This is a genomic window from Rhizobium sp. Rhizsp82, assembly GCF_047325115.1.
In the GTDB taxonomy this organism is placed as follows: domain Bacteria; phylum Pseudomonadota; class Alphaproteobacteria; order Rhizobiales; family Rhizobiaceae; genus Rhizobium.
Window position 1 is genome coordinate 470,167 of record NZ_CP168569.1, and the last position, 19,651, is coordinate 489,817.

General features: G+C 57.7%; 17 protein-coding genes and 3 pseudogenes. 13 read left to right on the top strand and 7 right to left on the bottom strand.

Annotated elements, in window-relative coordinates; genetic code table 11:
* Positions 1 to 106: 106 nt before the first annotated feature.
* Positions 107 to 754, bottom strand: a complete 648-nt coding sequence (locus ACEN84_RS02350) for a BON domain-containing protein (protein ID WP_413708996.1) — start codon at positions 752 to 754, stop codon at positions 107 to 109.
* 106 nt (positions 755 to 860) lie between these two features.
* A complete protein-coding gene (locus tag ACEN84_RS02355; protein WP_413708997.1) occupies positions 861 to 2,189 on the bottom strand; it encodes a trypsin-like peptidase domain-containing protein in 1,329 nt (442 codons plus the stop codon).
* A 165-nt stretch (positions 2,190 to 2,354) separates the two neighbouring features.
* Here ACEN84_RS02355 and ACEN84_RS02360 point away from each other — a divergent pair, with 165 nt between their 5' ends.
* Together ACEN84_RS02360 and ACEN84_RS02365 are read left to right on the top strand one after the other, a co-directional pair.
* A complete protein-coding gene (locus ACEN84_RS02360) occupies positions 2,355 to 2,654 on the top strand; it encodes a hypothetical protein (protein WP_413708998.1) in 300 nt (99 codons plus the stop codon).
* A 48-nt stretch (positions 2,655 to 2,702) separates the two neighbouring features.
* Complete coding sequence (locus ACEN84_RS02365) at positions 2,703 to 3,071, top strand: universal stress protein (protein WP_413708999.1); 369 nt, start codon at positions 2,703 to 2,705, stop codon at positions 3,069 to 3,071.
* 36 nt (positions 3,072 to 3,107) lie between these two features.
* Here the strand turns inward: ACEN84_RS02365 and ACEN84_RS02370 are convergent, their stop codons facing one another.
* Positions 3,108 to 3,566: a pyridoxamine 5'-phosphate oxidase family protein gene (locus tag ACEN84_RS02370; protein ID WP_112720304.1), complete on the bottom strand. Its 459-nt coding sequence runs from the start codon at positions 3,564 to 3,566 to the stop codon at positions 3,108 to 3,110.
* Positions 3,567 to 3,686: 120 nt separating this feature from the next.
* On the opposite strand from ACEN84_RS02370, the gene ACEN84_RS02375 reads away from it, so the two are divergent.
* On the top strand, positions 3,687 to 4,508 hold the full coding sequence (locus ACEN84_RS02375; RefSeq protein WP_413709000.1) for a universal stress protein: 822 nt from the start codon (positions 3,687 to 3,689) through the stop codon (positions 4,506 to 4,508).
* A gap of 157 nt (positions 4,509 to 4,665) precedes the next feature.
* On the opposite strand, the gene ACEN84_RS02380 is transcribed toward ACEN84_RS02375, so the two are convergent.
* The gene (locus ACEN84_RS02380) at positions 4,666 to 4,995 is read right to left on the bottom strand and encodes a TraR/DksA family transcriptional regulator (RefSeq protein WP_130284466.1); all 330 of its coding nucleotides are present in this window, start codon (positions 4,993 to 4,995) and stop codon (positions 4,666 to 4,668) included.
* Between the two features lie 167 nt (positions 4,996 to 5,162).
* Between ACEN84_RS02380 and ACEN84_RS02385 the strand changes: the two genes are divergently transcribed.
* Positions 5,163 to 5,999 (top strand): universal stress protein, encoded by an 837-nt coding sequence (locus tag ACEN84_RS02385; RefSeq protein ID WP_112720307.1) that lies wholly within the window; start codon positions 5,163 to 5,165, stop codon positions 5,997 to 5,999.
* 999 nt (positions 6,000 to 6,998) lie between these two features.
* Here the strand turns inward: ACEN84_RS02385 and ACEN84_RS02390 are convergent.
* Complete coding sequence (locus ACEN84_RS02390) at positions 6,999 to 7,991, bottom strand: ABC transporter ATP-binding protein (RefSeq protein ID WP_413708515.1); 993 nt, start codon at positions 7,989 to 7,991, stop codon at positions 6,999 to 7,001.
* A 482-nt stretch (positions 7,992 to 8,473) separates the two neighbouring features.
* On the opposite strand from ACEN84_RS02390, the gene ACEN84_RS02395 reads away from it, so the two are divergent.
* The 7 genes and pseudogenes from ACEN84_RS02395 to nhaA all read left to right on the top strand — a co-directional run.
* Positions 8,474 to 10,414: a heavy metal translocating P-type ATPase gene (locus tag ACEN84_RS02395; RefSeq protein WP_413708516.1), complete on the top strand. Its 1,941-nt coding sequence runs from the start codon at positions 8,474 to 8,476 to the stop codon at positions 10,412 to 10,414.
* 572 nt (positions 10,415 to 10,986) lie between these two features.
* On the top strand, positions 10,987 to 12,285 hold the full coding sequence (gene blh, locus ACEN84_RS02400; RefSeq protein ID WP_112720309.1) for a bifunctional sulfur transferase/dioxygenase Blh: 1,299 nt from the start codon (positions 10,987 to 10,989) through the stop codon (positions 12,283 to 12,285).
* Positions 12,276 to 12,623: a sulfite-sensing transcriptional repressor BigR gene (gene bigR, locus ACEN84_RS02405; RefSeq protein ID WP_112720310.1), complete on the top strand. Its 348-nt coding sequence runs from the start codon at positions 12,276 to 12,278 to the stop codon at positions 12,621 to 12,623. Before blh ends, bigR begins: the two co-directional genes overlap by 10 nt.
* A complete protein-coding gene (locus ACEN84_RS02410; RefSeq protein ID WP_130284474.1) occupies positions 12,620 to 13,030 on the top strand; it encodes a YeeE/YedE family protein in 411 nt (136 codons plus the stop codon). The genes bigR and ACEN84_RS02410 overlap by 4 nt, the downstream gene beginning before the upstream one ends.
* Positions 13,027 to 13,458 (top strand): DUF6691 family protein, encoded by a 432-nt coding sequence (locus ACEN84_RS02415; protein ID WP_413708517.1) that lies wholly within the window; start codon positions 13,027 to 13,029, stop codon positions 13,456 to 13,458. The genes ACEN84_RS02410 and ACEN84_RS02415 overlap by 4 nt, the downstream gene beginning before the upstream one ends.
* Positions 13,459 to 13,508: 50 nt before the next feature.
* Positions 13,509 to 13,814: pseudogene (locus ACEN84_RS02420) on the top strand (TSUP family transporter); the annotation flags it as partial.
* Positions 13,815 to 14,382: 568 nt separating this feature from the next.
* Positions 14,383 to 15,272, top strand: a pseudogene (gene nhaA, locus ACEN84_RS02425) (Na+/H+ antiporter NhaA); the annotation flags it as partial.
* A gap of 5 nt (positions 15,273 to 15,277) precedes the next feature.
* Here nhaA and ACEN84_RS02430 read toward each other — a convergent pair.
* Positions 15,278 to 15,645, bottom strand: a pseudogene (locus tag ACEN84_RS02430) (IS21 family transposase); the annotation flags it as partial.
* A gap of 475 nt (positions 15,646 to 16,120) precedes the next feature.
* Between ACEN84_RS02430 and mgtA the strand changes: the two are divergent.
* Positions 16,121 to 18,772 (top strand): magnesium-translocating P-type ATPase, encoded by a 2,652-nt coding sequence (gene mgtA, locus ACEN84_RS02435; protein ID WP_413708518.1) that lies wholly within the window; start codon positions 16,121 to 16,123, stop codon positions 18,770 to 18,772.
* A gap of 111 nt (positions 18,773 to 18,883) precedes the next feature.
* On the opposite strand, the gene ACEN84_RS02440 is transcribed toward mgtA, so the two are convergent.
* Positions 18,884 to 19,234, bottom strand: coding sequence for a hypothetical protein (locus ACEN84_RS02440; RefSeq protein ID WP_413708519.1), 351 nt, complete (start codon positions 19,232 to 19,234; stop codon positions 18,884 to 18,886).
* A 135-nt stretch (positions 19,235 to 19,369) separates the two neighbouring features.
* On the opposite strand from ACEN84_RS02440, the gene ACEN84_RS02445 reads away from it, so the two are divergent.
* Positions 19,370 to 19,615: a hypothetical protein gene (locus tag ACEN84_RS02445; RefSeq protein WP_148195208.1), complete on the top strand. Its 246-nt coding sequence runs from the start codon at positions 19,370 to 19,372 to the stop codon at positions 19,613 to 19,615.
* Positions 19,616 to 19,651 lie beyond the last annotated feature (36 nt).

A 19,651-nucleotide genomic window follows, 5' to 3' on the forward strand; every position in this document is an offset into this window, starting at 1 on the left:
GCCTTTGTTGCGATGTAAGCTTGAACGGCGGCCAGGACCGAAACAGGCGTCGGCGACAATTGCCGGCGGGAGCCGAGCGACACCCCCGCCCTTTCCCACTGGCAGCTCAGCCTACCGTCAGATTGTCGTTGAGAGTGCTGATCCCGGGCGCTGACCAGGCGGCTCGTTCTGCTGCGCGCCGCTGCGACCAGGTCTTGACCCTTCCAGAAAGCGTGACCTTCCCGCCCTGCACGTCCACTTTAACCGCCTGGGCTTCAACTTCAGCATCGCGCTCGAAAGCATCCTCGATGCGCTTCTTGACATCGACCGCACTGAGCTTCGGTGTCAGCTCGACAAGGTTCGAGACCCCGACAACCCCGGCTAGGTCGCGCACTGCATCGAAGGCCGCGTTCTTCTGATACTGCCACTCGACCTTGCCGCGGAGCGTCACCCAGCCCTTCAATACCCGAACCTGTACGGCGTCCTTCGGAACGGAAACGTTCCAATCAAGCATTTTGACGGCTCTGCGAGCGATGTCGTCATCGTCAGTTTCCTTTGCTCCGAAAATTCGGACCGCGATTTCGGCGGCAATGCCGCGCACGCCCCTGACACGCCGTACGACCTTTTCTGCGGCTTCCTTCTCGGCATAGGTTCGAACATGGCCGGACAATGTCACTATACCGTTGTCGGCCGTGACGCCGATGTCGGCCGCGTCGATACTGGGCTCGAATTCCAGTTCGTCTAGAATGTTCTTTCTCAGCTGAATGTCGTTCATGACAACCTCCTTCGGTTTAAGACATTGCATTCTGTCATGCGGCGTCCAGCAGTCCTTGATCCCCGTCAATGGCAATTTCTGTCCATCGAAATCGCTAGGCCGGAAACTACTGCGTCCGCAAGTCAGCTGCTACAAAGCGACGATGGCCACTCCGTTTGATGGTAACCAGCACTCGGGATCGCTCGCTCTGCAAGAAGGTTGTGAGCTGCCTTAGGCCGGCCATTTCGACCTGGTTAAGCGCAACTATCAAGTCGTCGGGCTGGAGACCTGCGGCGGCCGCGACAGATCCTTCCGGTACCGAGATGACCTTGATTGAACCTTCCGCGCCCTGAACCTCGACGCCTGCGAGAGGTCCCCGATCTATGCTAAGCGATACATCAGGCTCGGATTGGGGTTCAGCTGCCGAAACGGTCGGAAAGAATTCAAGCGTCCTTCCGGCCCGGTCTATCTTGAAGGCCGGACGGCTGCCCATCTGCATCGATCCGACCAGTCTGCGAACGTCAAAACCATCGCGCACCGATCTGCCATCGACCGCCCTGATCACGTCACCTGGCTGAAGGCCGGCAGCTGCGGCCGGTGAATGAGATATCACCTCGCTGATCAGCGCTCCAGGACCAGATGTCACGCCGAATGCCTTTGCGAGATCTTCTGTCAGGTCCTGGGTAACAAGACCGACTTCGCCTCGGACAATCTTTCCGCTCTCGATAAGCTGTCGCATCACGGTTGCTACTGTTTCTGCGGGAACGGCGAAGCCTATTCCGATACTGCCCCCGGCCGGACCAATTATTGCGCTATTGAGCCCGACAACCCGGCCGTACTCATCGACGAGCGGGCCACCGGAGTTGCCCGGGTTCGTCGAGGCATCAGTCTGGATGTAGCCTTCGTAGCCTTCCGACCCCGAGGCCCGACGACCAAGCGCGCTGACGATACCCATCGTGGCCGTCTCGCCAAGGCCGAAGGGATTTCCAATTGCCACGACTGTGTCGCCGATCTGCAGAGAAGATGCACTACCGAATTCAGCCTGAACAAGTCGGTCAGCAGTGATGCGAACGACTGCGATATCAATCTCCGGGTCTGAACCGACGACGTCCGCATCGAGGTGGCGCCCATCCCAGAGCGTGATTCCAATTTTCTCAGCGCTCTCCACCACGTGCTGGTTTGTCACGATATAGCCGCGGGCCGCGTCGATGATCACGCCCGAGCCCGCCGACTGAAAGCCGTTTCCAGGGGCGTCATCGGGCAAGCCGAAGAACTTTCGATAAAAGGGGTCGGCCAAGGTTGCATCTGTGTTGTCGATTTCCTTGCCTTGTACTGCGATGCTCACAACCGCGGGCATCACGCGCTTCAACATCGGCGTCAAGGCTGATCCCGCTTCTGAACGCAGAGGCGCGCATGCGATGCAGATCAGCGCCATCACCATGGCTCTCGCCGACATATCTTCGTCCTTCCAGCTTATCGAAGTGTATTCATGATGAACCTCCGTTTAGCCCCGTCGCATTGACGAAGCGCAAAGGCAGTATGAGTCTGACCGGTATGATGGACGACGGACAAGGCGCGACGTGGGATCACGAAAAACTCAAGTCCAGTGGAGGACCCTGACATGAACGATCGCGGATTGGCACACTCGCCACTGACGGATGGTGGCTGTAAAAGGTGTATGGCGCATCAGCCGGTCCCAGATCTGGTTCTCGATCGTCTTGATGAGGAGCGCTGGGAAGTGAGTGCGGTGACGCTGCATGGCATGACATGGGTGAGGGACCGTTTCTGTTGCCCGCTCAGATTGTCGTTCAATGGCAGTATCTGTCTCGATGTCATGAGCGCTGATCGGCTTTTAAAGGAAGCGCATGAAGATGGGCTCACAACAGAGTTCGTTGGCCTGTCAGGAAAGGATATATTCTGAATGTTCAAAAGTATCGTCTGCGCAATAGGGCGCGGCTCCAGAGCCCGAATGGAAAAACTCATCGAAGCAGGCCATCAGATGCTTGCCCCGAACGGGAACCTATATCTCGTCCATGCGGTCGAAGGTCTACCCTCCTCGTCCGTTCGTTCGCCCGACGGATGGGCTGTCGGTGTTATCGCTGATACCGAAAACAGGTTAACCGAACTCCTGCACGAAGCGGGTCAACAGGCATTCATCCGCGTTCGCGCGGGCCATCCTTCTGACGTAATCGTTTCAGTCGCAAAAGACGTCGGTGCGGACCTCGTCGTCATCGGCGCTCATCGCGATGACGTGCTCGAACACATATTTGGTTCGGTCGTCGATCACGTGATACAACGCGCACCCTGCTCGGTTCTCGTCCTGCGCCCGGGAACGTGAGCTTGGGCGGATCTTGACCTGCTCCAGCTGACGGATTTAGTCCAGCTTGCTGGCACTCCTTCCGGAAACTGCCGTCACCGCGATGCCGTAGAAGACGTGAGGTGATTTTCCGATGATCGGCATCTCATAGGGTTTCATAGCGCCGATTTCCCACCAATCCGAGTGTTTCTGCAGGAGTGACCAGGCATGCAGCCTCTCACCCTGCCAGGCTTCAGTATCGGGAAGCTCCTCAAAGCGGCCCTCGGCCACAACACTTATCCAGTCACTCCCTGATCCTCGATGCTCAACATGCAGGCAAACCTTGTCGTTGGAACGCATCCATTCCAGTTTCTTTCCCGGCATTGTGAAACTGTAGGCCTTCCCTTTCGAGAAGGCGAAATAGATCGCTGCCACATAGGGCTGGCCATCCTTGCAGCAGCCTAGATGCCCGAAGCGCTCACCTTCCAGAATGCGGTAACACTCGGCCGGGTTAATCTCCGTCAGCTTTATCGTCATGCGGGCCTCCTGTCGTAAAAGCTGCATTTTATGTTTTAAGGGCGCACGCGCCTTGATCAAGCGCAATGCACCGCGTGCAGTTTAAGCCATGGTGTCGAGAGAGAAAGTTTGGAGGCCAGCATGAAGCCGCAGTTCCATTTGCCATTACCGACCTATCCCGACGCAGGGTCCTTTACGGTTGTAGACAACGCACTTGATCTGGCGCGCCACAACGGGGCGGAACTCGTTGCCAGTATTCCTCAGGTTCGCGTACCGCGGATATCGCCGCCCTTTCCGACAGCAATCGATATCGACACCTGGCGTGCGCAAGCTGAGAGTTTCAGCCTCAACAGTGCAACCGCGCTCAAAGAACACCTTGCCGATGCCCACTCCGAAAGCGGGGTCACGGTCCGGGTCCACGATTTTGAGGCCAGAGAGCCGTTCGTCTTCGAAAGGTTCGCCCGGATCGGCAGAGCTCACGATCTCTCGATTGTCGAGGCCTCGGAACTCTCGCGCCAGCTCTCCGAAACGTTGTTGTTCGAGACTGGGCGTCCAATTGTCCTCTTTCCCGCCACGAGCGTCAGCAGTCGCTTTGACACGGTTGCAATTGCCTGGGATGGAAGTGTGGCGGCCGCCCGCGCAGTTTGTGCTGCGCGCATCTTCATGGAGCGTGCAACGCGCTTGCAGGTTATATCCGTCACGGATGACAAGGAGATTGATGAGGGAGACCGAATGATGTTCATCTCGGCTCTGAGATATTCCGGTTACCAAGTTGATGACATACCGGTACAAGCCTATGAAGAGAGCCCCACTGCTGCTCTTCAGGCAGCCGCGGCCGAAGGGCGGGCCGACCTGCTCGTTGCCGGCGGGTATGGGCACTCTCGTTTTCGTGAGTTCATTCTCGGGGGTGTCACGCGGGATCTTCTGGTGAGGACGACGCTGCCAACCCTGCTCGCTCACTGAAAACGCTGCGACTCCCGTTGCTTCCTGCAGGTGTGGACCGGGAAGACGGCAAGCCAGCTCCATAAAATCCTATGGTCACCATCAAGAGGCCTATCCCCATCGCTTCGGCCAAGTAAAGGGAGAGGCCTCTGGAGCCGTTGTCGGAACCATGCCTGGTCTACCGCCTGGCCAGGGCAGCCGCGCAGTTGATGCAGAATGGCGTGTAGGGGACCGCCGCAAGGCGATCTCCAGATATCGGATCGCCACAGACCGAGCAGTTGCCATAGGTCCCGTTTTCAAGGCGTTCAAGGGCTGCGTCGATCGAAGTAATTTGCCCCCGCCCCTCGGCATGCATCTGCAATAACACTTCATCATTCTCCACTTGTGTCGCTCGCTCCTCACCGTCGGCGTCAAGCGCGACGTGAAGATCAGCTGAGATCGCTTGTTCACGCTGCAAGAGATCACGTTTCAGATCCTGAAGAATTGTTCTCGTCTTTTGCTGGTCCATGTCATTCTCCCATTGGAAGCACGCTTGTTCGGAACCTCGCAAACCGGCGCCCGCGCCGCATTGATCTCGCTCAAACATCTCTAGCGGCGCTGAGCGCTTGACGGAGATCAAAGACAGATGGTTCGCCAACGATAAGCTCGACAGATCAATCGAGAGAGGTGATCGAAATGGCAATCCGGACTATATTGAGCATCCTGAGCGCGCAAAACCACGATGAAGACCTGAAGGCAGCTGTTGACTTCGCCGACGCTTGCGGAGCCCACCTGACAGCAATCTTGATCTATGTCAGCAGCCCTCCCATGATGGTTGGGGAATACAGCTCGCTCTCCACGATATGGCTGGACGAGCGACAAAAAGAGATTGATGAACTCGGAAAGAGAGCCGATGACATCAAGGCGCAGCTTTCAAGAACCGGGCTATCCTATGAGGTGCAGGACATCTACACAGAATACGCCTTCGCCAGCGAGGACGTCGCTGACCGAGCCCTTTATGCGGATGTCGTCCTTGTCGGTCGACAGTCTGCGCGAGACGAGGATCTGCGGAAACGGATAATCGACGGCGCGCTGTTTCAAACGCCAACGCCGATCATCATCAATCGTGGCGCGGTCCCGATGTCACCCACGTCAAAGTCGGTTTTGTTGGCCTGGGATTCAAGCGACGAAGCCTCCCGTGCGGCAAGACAGGCCCTGGATCTTTTGAAGTCGGCAGAATGTGTATATGTGACAATGGTCGATCCGGTGGCACGCTTCGGCATTAACGGCGAAGAGCCGGGCGCGGACATCGCGACTTTCCTGAGCCGCCACGGGGTCAAGGTTCAGGTCGACAGGGTCGCGAGCGGTGGAGCAAGGTCCGACGAAGTCCTTTTGCAGCATGCCAGAGATGTCAATGCTGACCTCATTGTGATGGGAGCCTACAATCACCCACGCTGGCAGGAGTCGCTGTTCGGAGGGGTGACGCGCAGTATGATCGAGGACAGCCGTGTACCGATCTTTCTTGCGCATTAACGTATCACACCTGGTAACGACTTGCTCTGCAGTCGCGAAGCCGGACACAAAGCGGGCGGAAGTTGGATTTATGAGGCTAGCGCCTCGACAAGCTTGCTTATGCCCGCAGATCACGGCCGCGCGAGCGCAATACGCGTCCCTCCGGGATTAGCATCAGACCTTAGTATCCTTAGAAAATCGCTGCGGACAGCTCCTTGAGGCACTCGTCGATCAATAGGAGTGAGCTGCCGAAGGAGGCAGGATCGACGATCTCTGCTGCGGGAACGATACTTCGCGTCGCACGCTCACTCAGTAGCTCGGATTTTTCAACGTGAAGGATCGATGCCAGCGGCGCGCCCTAGTTTCGGAGACGTGGGCGGACATGCGACAGCGACCCGATCCCAGCCCTACTGGTCTCAAACAAGACAGTGTTGGCGAACCTTAGCGCCATGACACGGGGTTTCTATGCGAAGCCAAGTCTTATCCCGCGACGCGCCTCTCCGCTGGCAGCCTCATCCCTGCTGATGGTCTCATGTGGAAGCATGTTCTACGTCAGCGAGCGGCCGTAGTCGATGAGACATTTCCGGTGGTGAAGAGACCGGTATCAACTCAAACAATCACTGCTTCCTGCCCTCCGCCGACGAAGGAAGACATAGCGACTGTGGCGACATCTGCGATGGCAAAACTCTGGTGTTCGGACGCGACGATCGTCGGCATCGCCCGTCGCGAACATGAGCCGGGATGACGCTTCCTGTGCCAGGCCCGAGCGCGTCAAAGACGGTACGTTTATGAGTTCTTTCTTCAACGGCGATCGCAGGCAGCGTCATATCTGGGCACGGACTGGAAGCGCGACAAAGGCGACCGAGTGAAGTAGAAGTTTCGAAACTCTCGCTAGTCGCGGCTTGCAATATTCGCGCCCATTGTCGCACCCTTATCACGTGTCGGAGCAGAAATCCCAGGCCAATGGGTGCCGCTCGGTCGTTCACGCGTGGACTGCGCAAGTACGGTCTTTTTGAACCGTCACTCTCCCCGCAAGGCGGCAACATTCGCGTCGCGGATTAGTTCATACTTCACCTGAGTTGCACGCAGATCGCGATACCAGTCTACCAGAGCGCCCCACGGATCAGATACTTTGTTCAGTCCTGCGATGAATGCAACCACCGTTCCGATCTCGATGCGTCCCTTGATGACATAATAGCCTCCAAGGCCAAAAATCCCAGCATATCCGAGGTGAAAGAGTAAGTTCATTAAGAAATTCAACGTGTACTTCAGCCGATAGATGCTCATATTGGTCGCGAAAAGGCGCTGAACGCGCGCGACCCGGTGAAGCGGCGCTCTTTGCGACGCGCGATCCACCATCTCCTCGCTCAGATGCCTCGTCACGGTGACCTTCGTTTTTACACGTTGATTTATCTTTCCCTGAAGGATCGGGACTAAGATCGCCTGGGGAAAAAACACAGCAATGACGACCAGCGCAAGGAATGGCTGCAGATAGATCATGTAACTGCCGACAGCAAAGAGAACGCCCGCTTGCAAAATGGGCTCAGAAATACTCGTTCCAACAAACCCGCCGACTGGATCAGCTTCTGCGAGAACAATGGACATTTCGACGCCCTCGGCGAGAGCTACCGTGGAATCTCGATCGTGCTCTCTGGCATTAATGACCGCTAGTCGCAGCCAACGAACTGATATTTCGCTAATCCACCCGCGATAAACGTTCAAGATCAGCTTGATCCCGCCCTCGCCGAGAACGAGCGCGAGATAAATAAGAACCAAGACCATAACTGAGTTGAAGCCGGCGTCTTTGGTGGCGCCGTTGATTATACGTCTTTGGACTTCCAGCGGAAGGATGCCAACGGCAAAGAGAAGGACCGAAAGAAGCACGAGCAGTGCCTGGTGGCCGCCTCCCATCATCCAGATAAACTCCGAGAGCCGACGCGGCATGGCATTGGCGCTATACGGCTCCGGTTCCTGTACGAGCTTTGACGTTGCTTTTCCTACGGTGGTCCCCATGATCGTGCCTCCATGCCAACTTTCGAATTCGCCGGATCACGCGCTATTGTCATTGACCTGCCGCAAATGATGCAGTCGGAGCTCGCCAGAGCCTTGAAGAAGCCGGCTATTCAGCGAACAGATCGGCCGCGAACCGATGCTTTTGATTAAATCCGTTTGTGTGGGGTTCTCAACGATGAGCGTGGAAAGTCTCAAGCGCCAGGGAGGCAGCAGGATGCAGTTCGCTGCATCTGCGTAATGCGTCGATTGTCGCCTAGACTTTGACCGGCGTCAAAGACATCTGGCAAAAGCGGTGTCTCTATAATGAAATCCCCTTGAGCTTGGAGTAAGGAATGCACGCGTGAAATTCCTCAAATACGCAGATATCGCTCCGCCTTATTCTGCATTGCATACCTGAGCGACGCTCCAGCCAAGGCCTTATCTCGAGGTCACTCCGCTTCTAGTCATGCAAGAGTTTAATCGTGGCAGCAAGGGCGAGGCTCATGGCCGTTGTCAGTCGTGTTCGAACGAAATTGGTCCTTTTGGTCATCGCGACGGCGGGGCTGATTGGCGGACTTATGCTCAACCTCTCGGGCTGGCCAGATTTTGCATGGGTGGTCTGGACAGCAGGTGTACTGCCGATCTTTATGGCCCTTGTTTTTGAGATCATTCATGATCTCTGGCGCGGAGAAGTTGGCCTAGATATCGTTGCGGCACTGTCAATGTCAGTCGCGCTCGCCTTTGGCGAGTGCCTAGCCGCCGCGATCGTGGCAGTGATGTACGCCGGCGGCACCTTCCTCGAGAGCTTTGCGGAGGGTCGCGCCCGTCGCGAGATGCGTGAACTTATGTCACGTGTTCCCCGTAGTGCGACGAGACATCGCAATGGCCAACTTGAGGATGTCCCGCTGGACGCGATAGTCGCGGGCGACAGGCTTCTTATCCGACAGGGCGACGCAGTCCCTGTAGACGGCACCGTAGCATCGACCACCGCCTTTGTTGACACATCTGCACTTACGGGCGAGTCTCTACCCGTGCTGCTTGCCGTGGGCTCTGAGGCCATGAGTGGTTCGACAAATGCGGGAGACGCGTTCGACCTGATCGCCACGAGACCAGCAAAGGAGAGTACCTATGCAGGTATTGTCCGTCTGGTTGAAGAAGCGCAGCAGTCAAAGGCCCCTATGTCGCGACTTGCAGACCGCTGGTCGCTGGGATTTCTTGGTATCACCATCGCACTCGCCTTAGCAGCCTGGTGGTTCACGAACGATCCGATTCGCGCCGTAGCGGTGCTGGTAGTAGCAACGCCTTGTCCTTTGATTCTAGCCGTTCCGGTTGCGCTCGTGGCCGGTCTTTCGCGGGCGGCGCATTACGGCGTGCTGATCAAAGGGGCGAAGCCTCTTGAAGCGATGTCAGGCATTCAGACGCTTATTCTCGACAAGACTGGTACGCTGACGGATGGACGGCCACAGATTGTCGCGATCGACAGACACACTGACATGTTGGAAGATGAGATACTTCGACTTGCCGCATCCCTCGATCAGGCTTCGAAGCATCCTGTCGCGCTAGCCATTGTGGCAGCGGCCGAGGCAAGAGGACTGGAATTGTCCATACCGGTCGAAGCGGCAGAATTCCCTGGCGAAGGCGTCAGGGGTATCGTCGATGGCCACAAGGTCACCGTGGGAGGGAACGACTTCGTCGGCAGCTATGTGAGGCCGCAACCTGTTGGACATCCGGTCCTGGCGTCAGGTTCCGTCCTTGCCGCGGTGGCCGTCGATGATTGCCTGGCAGCCCATCTTGTCATGGCGGATCCCTTACGTGAAGATGCCGCGTCAACACTCCTTGAATTGCGCCGTCAGGGCATCAAGCGCGTTCTCCTTGCGACTGGAGACCGGGTGGAGGTTGCCAAACGTGTCACAGAGGGGCTTGGTCTCGATGAGATTCGCGCCGGGCTGTTCCCAGATCAAAAGGTTATGCTTGTACTAACCGAACGCAAGAGCGGCCCTGTCATGATGGTTGGCGATGGAGTTAACGATGCCCCCGCGCTCGCTGCCGCCGATGTCGGCGTGGCCATGGGAGCTCGGGGGGCCTCGGCGTCTGCCGAGGCAGCTGACGTCGTGCTGCTGGTCGACAAGATCGACCGCCTTGGAAGCGGGATCAAAATTGCCCGAAGCTCACGCCGCATTGCTTTGGAGAGCGTCGTGGCGGGCATCGGATTGTCCATCGTCGGCATGGTCGCGGCGGCGTTCGGTTATCTAACGCCTGTGCAGGGCGCCATCCTCCAGGAAGCAATCGATATTGCCGTCATTTTGAATGCGCTGCGGGCGTTGCGTGTTCGGCCTGAGGTGCCAAAAGATCCCGCGAAACAGATCGCGCCGGCGTCCTCCGACGGCACGACCCGACAAAATGTGACCTCATTGCCGCTTGATCAAGGAAGTTACAAGGGCTGACCTCCAAGCTTCATTGCCGGCTCGAGGGAGCAGCCTCACGCACGCCATTGCTCCCACGAGACCGGCGCTATCCAAACACGGGCTTTGCGATATTGTCTTTCCTTATGTCGCATTGATATGGGGCGATAGGCCTTGAATTTGGGGCAACCAGTGGCTCGGATAAGCAGCCTTTGGAAAGTACATGTCCCGGCAAGCCAGATGGGATCGCCTCGGCTGAGCCGCCGGAACAAGTATCATGCGGGAGGTCGCAATGCGTCCACGTATTGGTGCTTTGATACATAAGGAATGCTAGTTTTCGCGAGGCGAGCTGCTGCCTGCAGCCGCCCGCTCCTGATTGAGGGCAACAAGCCAAACCAGAGAAAGATTACCTGCCACTTGGTAGAGCGGCGGTTCGTAAAGCGAATTGGAAGTTCTGCGTCGATAGGTGGATAGTCCGTCGCCCGACTACCGTCGCGATGTCGGTTCATCGTCAAGCGCTGAGACGGTCGCATAACAACGCCCGATCGGGCTATTGCATATAATATTATACAATATATTATTTTATATATTGTTAAGCGAACGTGGAGCCAGACATGTCGATCGCTAAAATCTCCGACAAGCTATCGGTTTCGCCGCAGCCGAGCGTCGATGACATCCGCTCCCTGCGTGAACTGGGATTTACGACGCTCATCAACAACCGTCCCGACGCAGAGGACGCCGCTCAGCCGGGAACGGACGCCGAACGCCAGGCGGCCGAACATTGCGGCCTCTCCTACTCCTTCGTTCCGGTCACGCTCGGCACCATCACCGAAGCCGACGTGCGCTCGTTCCAGAAGGTGCTCGACGGGTCCGACGGCCAGGTGTTCGCCCATTGCAAATCCGGCACGAGATCCCTCAGCCTGTATCTGATCGGCGAGGTTCTGGACGGGCGGATGGCTGCCGAAGACGTCGTCGAGTTTGGCCGTGCCCACGGCTTCGACACTAGCGCCGCTGCGGCCTGGCTCAAGCAGCACGCGGCACGCTGCGCGCAGGTGAAAGGCTTCTTCGACAAACGCACCTGTAGCGTCCAATATGTCGTGTCCGATCCAGCGACAGGCAAATGCGCCATTATCGATCCGGTGCTCGATTTCGACGAGAAGTCCGGCGCCACCGCGACCATCAATGCCGACGCGATCCTCGACTATATCATGGAGAATGGCCTGACGGTCGAGTGGATCCTCGACACCCATCCGCATGCAGACCATTTCTCAGCGGCTCAATACCTCAAGGGGAAGACTGGTGCCAGAACCGCGATCGGCGAACGCGTCGTGGATGTGCAGACGCTCTGGAAGGGCATCTACAACTGGCCAGAGCTTGTCGCAGACGGCTCACAGTGGGACCGGCTGTTCGCACACGGCGAGACGTTCAAGGTCGGTTCGATCGACGCCAAGGTGATGTTCTCGCCCGGACATACGCTCGCCTCGATCACCTACGTGGTCGGAGACGCAGCCTTCGTTCATGACACGCTGTTCATGCCCGACAGCGGCACGGCGCGCGCCGACTTTCCGGGTGGCGACGCCCGCATCCTTTGGAAGTCGATCCAGGACATCCTCGCCCTCCCGGACGAGACCCGCATCTTCACGGGACACGACTACCAGCCGGGCGGTCGTGCTCCGCGTTGGGAGAGCACGATCGCCGAGCAGAAGAAGTCCAACGAGCATCTTGCCAGCGTAAGTGAGGTGCAGTTCGTGGCGCTGCGGACGAAGCGCGACAAGACGCTTCCGATGCCGAAACTGATCCTGCATGCGCTGCAGGTGAATATCCGGGGTGGACGTCTGCCGGAGCCGGAAGCCAATGGCAAACGCTACCTCAAGTTTCCGCTCGACGCATTGCAGGGAGCCGCATGGGAATGAGTACCGTATCGAAAGCTGCAGCGAAGGCAGGCCTCTCCCCCGAAGAGATGGCCGGCCGGGCCGGAGAGGTCGCAAGTCTCCTGAAGACGTTGTCGCATCAGGCGCGCCTGATGATCGTGTGCACGCTGGTCGAGGGCGAGTTCTCGGTCAGCGAACTCGAAGAAAAGCTCGACATCCATCAGCCGCATCTTTCCCAATATCTGACGGTGCTGCGGAACTCCGGGATCGTCGAAACCCGGCGCGACGGAAAGCAGATCTTCTACCGCCTGACGGAGGAGAAAGCGGCCCAGCTCGTCGGCGCCCTTTACGATATCTTCTGCGCGAAGGAAGAGACATGACCCCATATCTCCAATCGTTGGCCGGCGGCATGCTGATCGGCGCATCCGCGGTCATGCTCTTGCTTCTGAACGGCCGGATCGCCGGCATTAGCGGCATTGTAGGGCGTCTGGCCCAAGGCATCGGACTGACCACCAATCTCGCCTTCGTGCTTGGCCTCCCGGTCGGGCCGCTCGTCTATCGGCTGGTGGTCGGCGGTTGGCCGACCGTCGTGATCACAGCTGGTTGGCCGCTGATCATCGTTGCCGGGCTGCTCGTCGGCTTCGGTTCGCGCATGGGCGCTGGATGCACCAGCGGGCACGGCGTTCTCGGGCTTGCCCGCCTGTCGCCGCGATCGATGGTGGCGGTCGCCACATTCCTATCCACGGGCGTAATCGCCGTCACGGTTCTTCGAGGTATCGGACTATGACCGGAAACATCTATCAGGTCGGCGCAGCTCTTGCCTCAGGCATCGTCTTCGGTTTGGGCCTGTCGCTTTCCGGCATGCTGAACCCTGTTCGAGTCCAGGGCTTCCTCGACGTCTTCGGCAACTGGGATCCAAGTCTCGCCTTCGTCCTCGGCGGCGCCGTCGCCATCGCCTTCGTCGGCGTACAGGTGATGAAAAAGATGCGTCATCCCGCCTTCGACGACAGCTTCCACGTGCCCACGAACCGAAGGATCGACGCGCCACTGGTCATCGGTTCGGCACTCTTCGGTCTCGGCTGGGGGATCGGCGGCTTCTGCCCCGGCCCTGCAGTCGCCTCCCTGTCGGTTGGCATCCCACAGACAGCGCTGTTCGTCGTCGCCATGCTGATCGGGATGACAGTCTACGACAGAGCGCGGAGCAGAATGACATGAGTGGTTCAGTTCCCGCGGCCGTCAGCTCCGACTTGATCGACGGCTTCACGCTCGGCGTTCTTGGCGCGCTGGCCGGCTCTAGCCTCGGCAAGTCGATCTTCATGTTCGGGATCCTGATGGGCGTCGTCGGTGCGCTAATGCTCAAACCCAGGGAGTCCGGCTCAACCTAACACCGCCCGGACTATCTGAGAATGTGTCTCGTCACTGCAGCCATGGCGTTCGCCGTGGGCGCCGCTTCCGACTTCTTCCGGATCGGCGGGGGTTCCTGATCGTCCCGGGTCTGATGCTGGCGACGAAAAATGCCGATGATCAATGCGATCGCCACGTCGCTTCTGCCCGTCTTGTCGTTTAGCATACCCTGGCTGGCGCCTCGGGATGGTGCGTTGCAACGCCCGGCGCAGGGCCGAAATTGTCTTCGCTCCCGCCCCCACGCACAAGTTGAGCAAGCCCGCGTGGCCCGGCGGAGATCCAGGTTCTGTTCGGCACCACATCGTAAGCATGCAAGTTTGGCCAGGCTCATGGTCCCTGGCCTGGGCAACCTGACACTCATCGCTGGGCGCATGGGCAACAAACGACGAATGAAGCAAAGTAGCACACAATCGAACGCAGACACGATCACTCCAGAGACTGATACAACCAAATCATGGCCGAACTTAAGAATGATTGACCTCTGTCGGCAGCGGGCAAGGACAGACGAGATTCACGGCAGGCTTCGGCGTGCCGTCGATCGCTGCGGCTGAACGGCCCCCTCGGGACGCCTGGATGACCCGACAACTTCAGTCACGCGCGGCGTCGGGATCTGCTTTTTGCTGGACAAGCCTGGCATCCGTATTTCTAGTCCCAATGGCGTGTGCTGCGTGCGCCGCGGGCTTTCCCGAAATTGACGGAGACTACGATCAAACTTCCACAAGGGAGCGCTGACCTATGTCGTCGCCTATTCCTACGGGCCGTATCAGGTCCACCCTTCGCCACTTCCTCGACAACGAGGCTTCTGGCGGTCTTGTCCTCATGGCTGTGGCACTTGCCGCCATCATGACGGCCAATTCGCCATGCCGAGGACTACTTTCAAGCTCTGCACGTCTATATCGGGCGGCTCAGCCTACAGCATTGGATAAATGACGCCTCGATGGCGCTGTTCTTCCTGCTTGTCGGGCTCAAGAACAAGCGCGAGATGCTGGACGGCGAGCTCTCGTCCTGGAGCCGCAGGATCCTACCCGGCGCGGCTGCGCTCGGCGGCATGATCTTCCCCGCCTTGTTCTATGTCGGCTTCAACTGGGAAAACCCAGCAGCTCTGCGCGGATGGGCTATTCCGACCGCGACCGACATCGCGTTCGCTCTGGGTATCCTCTCGCTTTTCGGCCCGCGCGTGCCGGCGTCGTTGATGATCTTCCTCGCAGCGCTCGCGATCATCGACGACCTTGGCGCCGTAGTGGTTATCGCCCTATTCTACACGTCCAAGCTCAACCTTCTGGCCCTCGCAGCCGCCGCCATCGTGCTTGGTGTCCTGTACGGCCTGAACAGATCGAGGGTCGTGATGCTATGGCCGTACATCGCGCTTGGCGCAGTGCTGTGGCTTCTTGTGTTCCTCTCCGGCATCCACGCGACACTTGCCGGCGTTCTTATTGCGCTTACCATCCCGCTGAAGGTTACTCCAGGCACGCCGGAGGCCACTCATCAGGAATCACCGCTCCATCATCTTGAGCACCTGCTACACAAGCCGGTAGCCTTGGTCGTGGTACCAATTTTCGGCTTTGCGAACCCCGGGCGGCTCCTTCGCCGGTGCCTCTCTCGCCATCTTGTCCGAGCCGGAAACAGAGCAGCTCTCAAACCGGACTGTTGCCCGCTTCTGCACTTTAAATTCGTGCCGCCATTCCCGCACCCAAAGCTCGACAGAGCGCAAACCGATGATCATTCCTTGCTCGCTGGCCAGCTCCTGTCGGATCACATCGGCATTGCCGTGGTGCCGAAAGAAGCTTTCGCGCAGCCAGTCATCCAAGCCATCGAAAGCAGTGCAGCGAACCGGCTTTTTGAGTGGCACCGCTCCACCCTCCCGCACCGCCGGACAGTGTTGCGAGCACAGCCTAGCTCTTGAAGCCGCAACATTGGCACCACCTCATCTGCCTAAAGCATATCCTCGCCCTGCATCGTTCGCGACAATGCAGGATGCGCCGAAATCATGCTCATCATCCATCTCCTCATCCTGAAGCGAGGGGCAGTTCGTTTCGTTAGGGGGTCCGTGCCTCACTTCGCGTGGCGCAGGCCAATTGGCAGAAGTATTCTGTAGTCTTTGACACGCATCAATGCAGTAGTTCCTAGCGAAATCAAAATTACACTTGAAGCGCCATGCCGCTACCGAAAAGACGATTGTGATCATCAGAAACTGACCATGACGACCGTGGAAGTATCCCTTAAGACGTCCCGTAAGTGTGGCTTCTGGGTCGAGCTTTAAACGTGCATTCAACGGGCATGGGAGGCCTACCGAAGTCGTTCCGTGACCTTTCTCGCCGACCGCATGGGGTCACGGCATGAAGTTGGTGTCATGGCAACCTTGTTGCGTCATCTAGAGCAGCCGATTGGCTTGCTGCGGTATCAGCCCGCGCCGTAATTCTCTTTTTCTGAGAAGCCCGCCAAGCGGGGTCCGCCTAAAGCTGGGACATGAGAAATGGACACTGAGACTAAGCTGGCTCGAAATGAGAAGACGCGCGAAGAAGTGTTTGCACGTTCGCCGAAGGCTCTGATAGCGGCGACTGACAGCGACCTCGCCTTAATTGCTGGCCTGACGCCGCCCGCCTGTTATGAGCGGATGCTCTCGGCACCAACGGGTCTATCGGCCGACGAAGCTGGCGAACGGCTGCGTCAATTCGGTCCCAATATCGTTAGCAAGGAACAGCGTACCAGCCTTGTCGAGGAAATTTGGGGCCTTTTAAGGAACCCGCTAAACGGGCTGCTGTTGACGCTCTGCATCGTTTCCTACTTCCTCGGCGATGTCCGTGCCGCCATGGTGGTCATGGTCATGGTCGCGCTCGCAGTCGCAACAGCTTTTGTCCAAGAGCATAGATCCAATGAAGCTGCGGCCCGCTTGCGCGCGATGGTACACACACGTGCGAGCGTCAGACGCATCCCATTACCGGAAGGCAGTTCTTTCGCAGACGTGCCACTGGAGACGCTCGTACCAGGGGACATCGTTCGCTTGTCTGCTGGAGACATGATTCCTGCGGACTTGCGGCTGCTCGAGACGAAGGACCTGTTCGTCAATCAATCAGCACTCACCGGTGAAGCGATGCCAGCAGAAAAGTTTTCGGACGCCGAATGCACCGTTGAAGCAGACCCGTTTGACTTATCCAACCTTTGCTTTATGGGGGCCAACGTCGTTTCGGGCTTTGGCACCGGCGTTATTATTCGGACTGGTCCATCGACTTTCTTCGGCCAACTTGCGCATGACCTGGCTGGCAAACAGTTACCAACGGCGTTTGACAGCGGCGTGGCGCGATTCACATGGCTGATGATCTGCTTTATCCTTGTAATGGGGCCCGCCGTGTTCCTCATCAACGGGCTCACCAAGCACGATTGGCTTGAAGCTTTGTTGTTTGCGGTCGCCGTGGCAGTTGGGTTGACGCCCGAAATGCTTCCCATGATCGTCACGGTGAACCTTGCAAAAAGCGCGATCGCAATGTCGAAGCAGAAAGTAATCATCAAACGGCTGAACGCCATCCAGAACATCGGGGCGATGGACGTTTTATGCACCGACAAGACCGGTACGCTGACACAGGACCGTATCATTCTGAAACGTCACCTTGATATTCGCGGCGACGAATCCGACGACGTCTTGCGGTACGCGTTCCTTAACAGCCATTTTCAGTCGGGTCTACGCAACCTGCTCGACGAGGCCGTGCTGGCCCATGTGCAGCTCCATGGCGAACTCAGAACCGAGAACTATATCAAGGTCGACGAGTTGCCGTTCGACTTCTCCCGGCGCCGAATGTCGGTTGTCGTCATCCGCCCGGACGGGCGCCAGTTGCTCATTTGCAAGGGCGCGGTAGAGGAGATTTTTGCGGTCTGCACACGGTACTCGCTGGGAGCCGAGACCGGCCCCCTAGACCCTGGTCATTTCGAAACAGCCAAGGCGGAGACCGAGGCCCTGAATGCGGACGGTTTCCGCGTCGTCGCGGTCGCATTCAGAGAGTTCGACGGTAACAAACAGGACTATGGCCTCGCAGACGAAAGCGAACTCACCCTTCTAGGCTACGTCGCCTTTCTCGATCCACCGAAAGAGTCGGCGCGTCAGGCTATCGCGGCGCTTAAGTCGCGAGGTGTTACCGTGAAGATCCTGACCGGCGACAACGACATCGTCACCCGAAAGGTCTGTTCGGAAGTGCAGATCAAGCCGGGACGGATCATACTGGGCAGTCAGATCGCCGTCATGCAGGACAAAGAACTTGCAGTTGCTGCCGAGCAGACTGACGTCTTCGCCAAGTTGACCCCAGCCCAGAAGGAGCGGGTCATTGCAGCACTTCACCGGAACGGTCATGTCGTCGGGTTCCTAGGCGACGGGATCAATGATAGCCCGGCTCTCAAGGCCGCTGACGTCGGCATTTCCGTCGATACCGCAGTCGACATCGCGAAAGAGTCGGCCGACGTCATCTTGCTGGAAAAGAACCTTCTCGTTCTGCAATCCGCAGTGATTGAGGGACGGCGCACCTTCGCCAACATCACCAAATACATCAAGATGGGCGCGAGCTCGAACTTCGGAAACATGTTCAGTGTCCTCGGCGCAAGCATCTTTCTGCCGTTTCTGCCGATGGCCCCAATCCAGGTACTGACCAACAATTTGCTTTATGATTTCTCACAAACGGCGATCCCGACGGACAACGTTGATGAAGACTACCTTGCCAGTCCTCGGCGTTGGGAAATCAGCAACATCTTCAAATTTATGATTTTCGTAGGGCCGATCAGCTCTATTTTCGACTATGCCACCTACGGCATGATGCTATTCATTTTCAACGCCTGGAATAATCCGTCGCTGTTCCAGACAGGTTGGTTTGTGGAGTCTCTGCTGACCCAAACACTAATCATTCACATCATCAGGACAGCCCGCGTCCCCTTCATCGAGAGCCGTGCCAGCGCGACACTGATTACGACCTCGCTTGTTATAAGTACCTTGGGCATCGTTCTCCCCTTCACCTGGGCGGGGTCGGCCCTGGGCTTCGCGCCTCTGCCGCTACTATATTGGCCAATGCTCGTGGTGATGCTGGTGACCTACGCGGCGTTGGCCCATCTGGTGAAGGTCTGGTTTATCAAACACTGGGGCTTATGATCAAGGCAGAGAATACTTGAATCCGGTAGACGAAAACAACGGCCGTGCGTTTTGGGGATGCTGGCGAGCTCCCTTTGTCAGTTCGCTTTACCAGGGCTTTTCGTTTACTGGTCAGTAGGTACGGCCGATTGCCCACACCATAAAGACGAACGAAAGTGTTGCGGCAAATGCTGCGATGGCGAGATTGGTGTCCATAGCTACCCTCTTGTGAAATGTGCGCACTGAACGCGCAGGGGAAGGTTTTGGTTCCCAATGCCGGTAGGAGGCGATTCGGCTTTCGTAGTACGTTTGTCTGACCAACGATTTCAAAGGACTCTTTTCATCCGATGTGATTAGGTCGGTGCCGCAACATGCGACCTGGCGAACCACTGTGTCGCATGGAGGGCTCGCCTGTGTATCGTGTGGCGAGCCCTCCTCTTGTGGCTGACCACCATCCTCCACTGCACCCATCTTGACGATCATCGCCAAACCTCTTACCGACTGCGCGCCGCGCTAATCATGGGGCGGCAGAGGGCAGGCCCGATCTGGCGAGGATGTTCGGGCATTTGCCAAGTCTGAGACTATTTCACAGCAAGCACACAGGAAGCAGCGGGGGAGATGGTGACGAAGTTTCGTAAGGGCGACACACCGGCAACGGTCGATGATATAGCGGGCTTGTTTCAGCACATAAACCTCATGCAGCGGACTTTGCTGAGCATCGGCGCGATCGCATTGCGAAGCGCTCAATCGCCGAATGAAATCGAACAGATCGACGCGCAGGTTCAAGCGATGGTGGACGACTTTACGAACAAGGTAGCCGCTCTCGCCAAGCGACTTGATATGGACGTCGAAGAGAAGAGCTGATTGGATCTGGTATCGAATGATTATGACTGCTTGTCC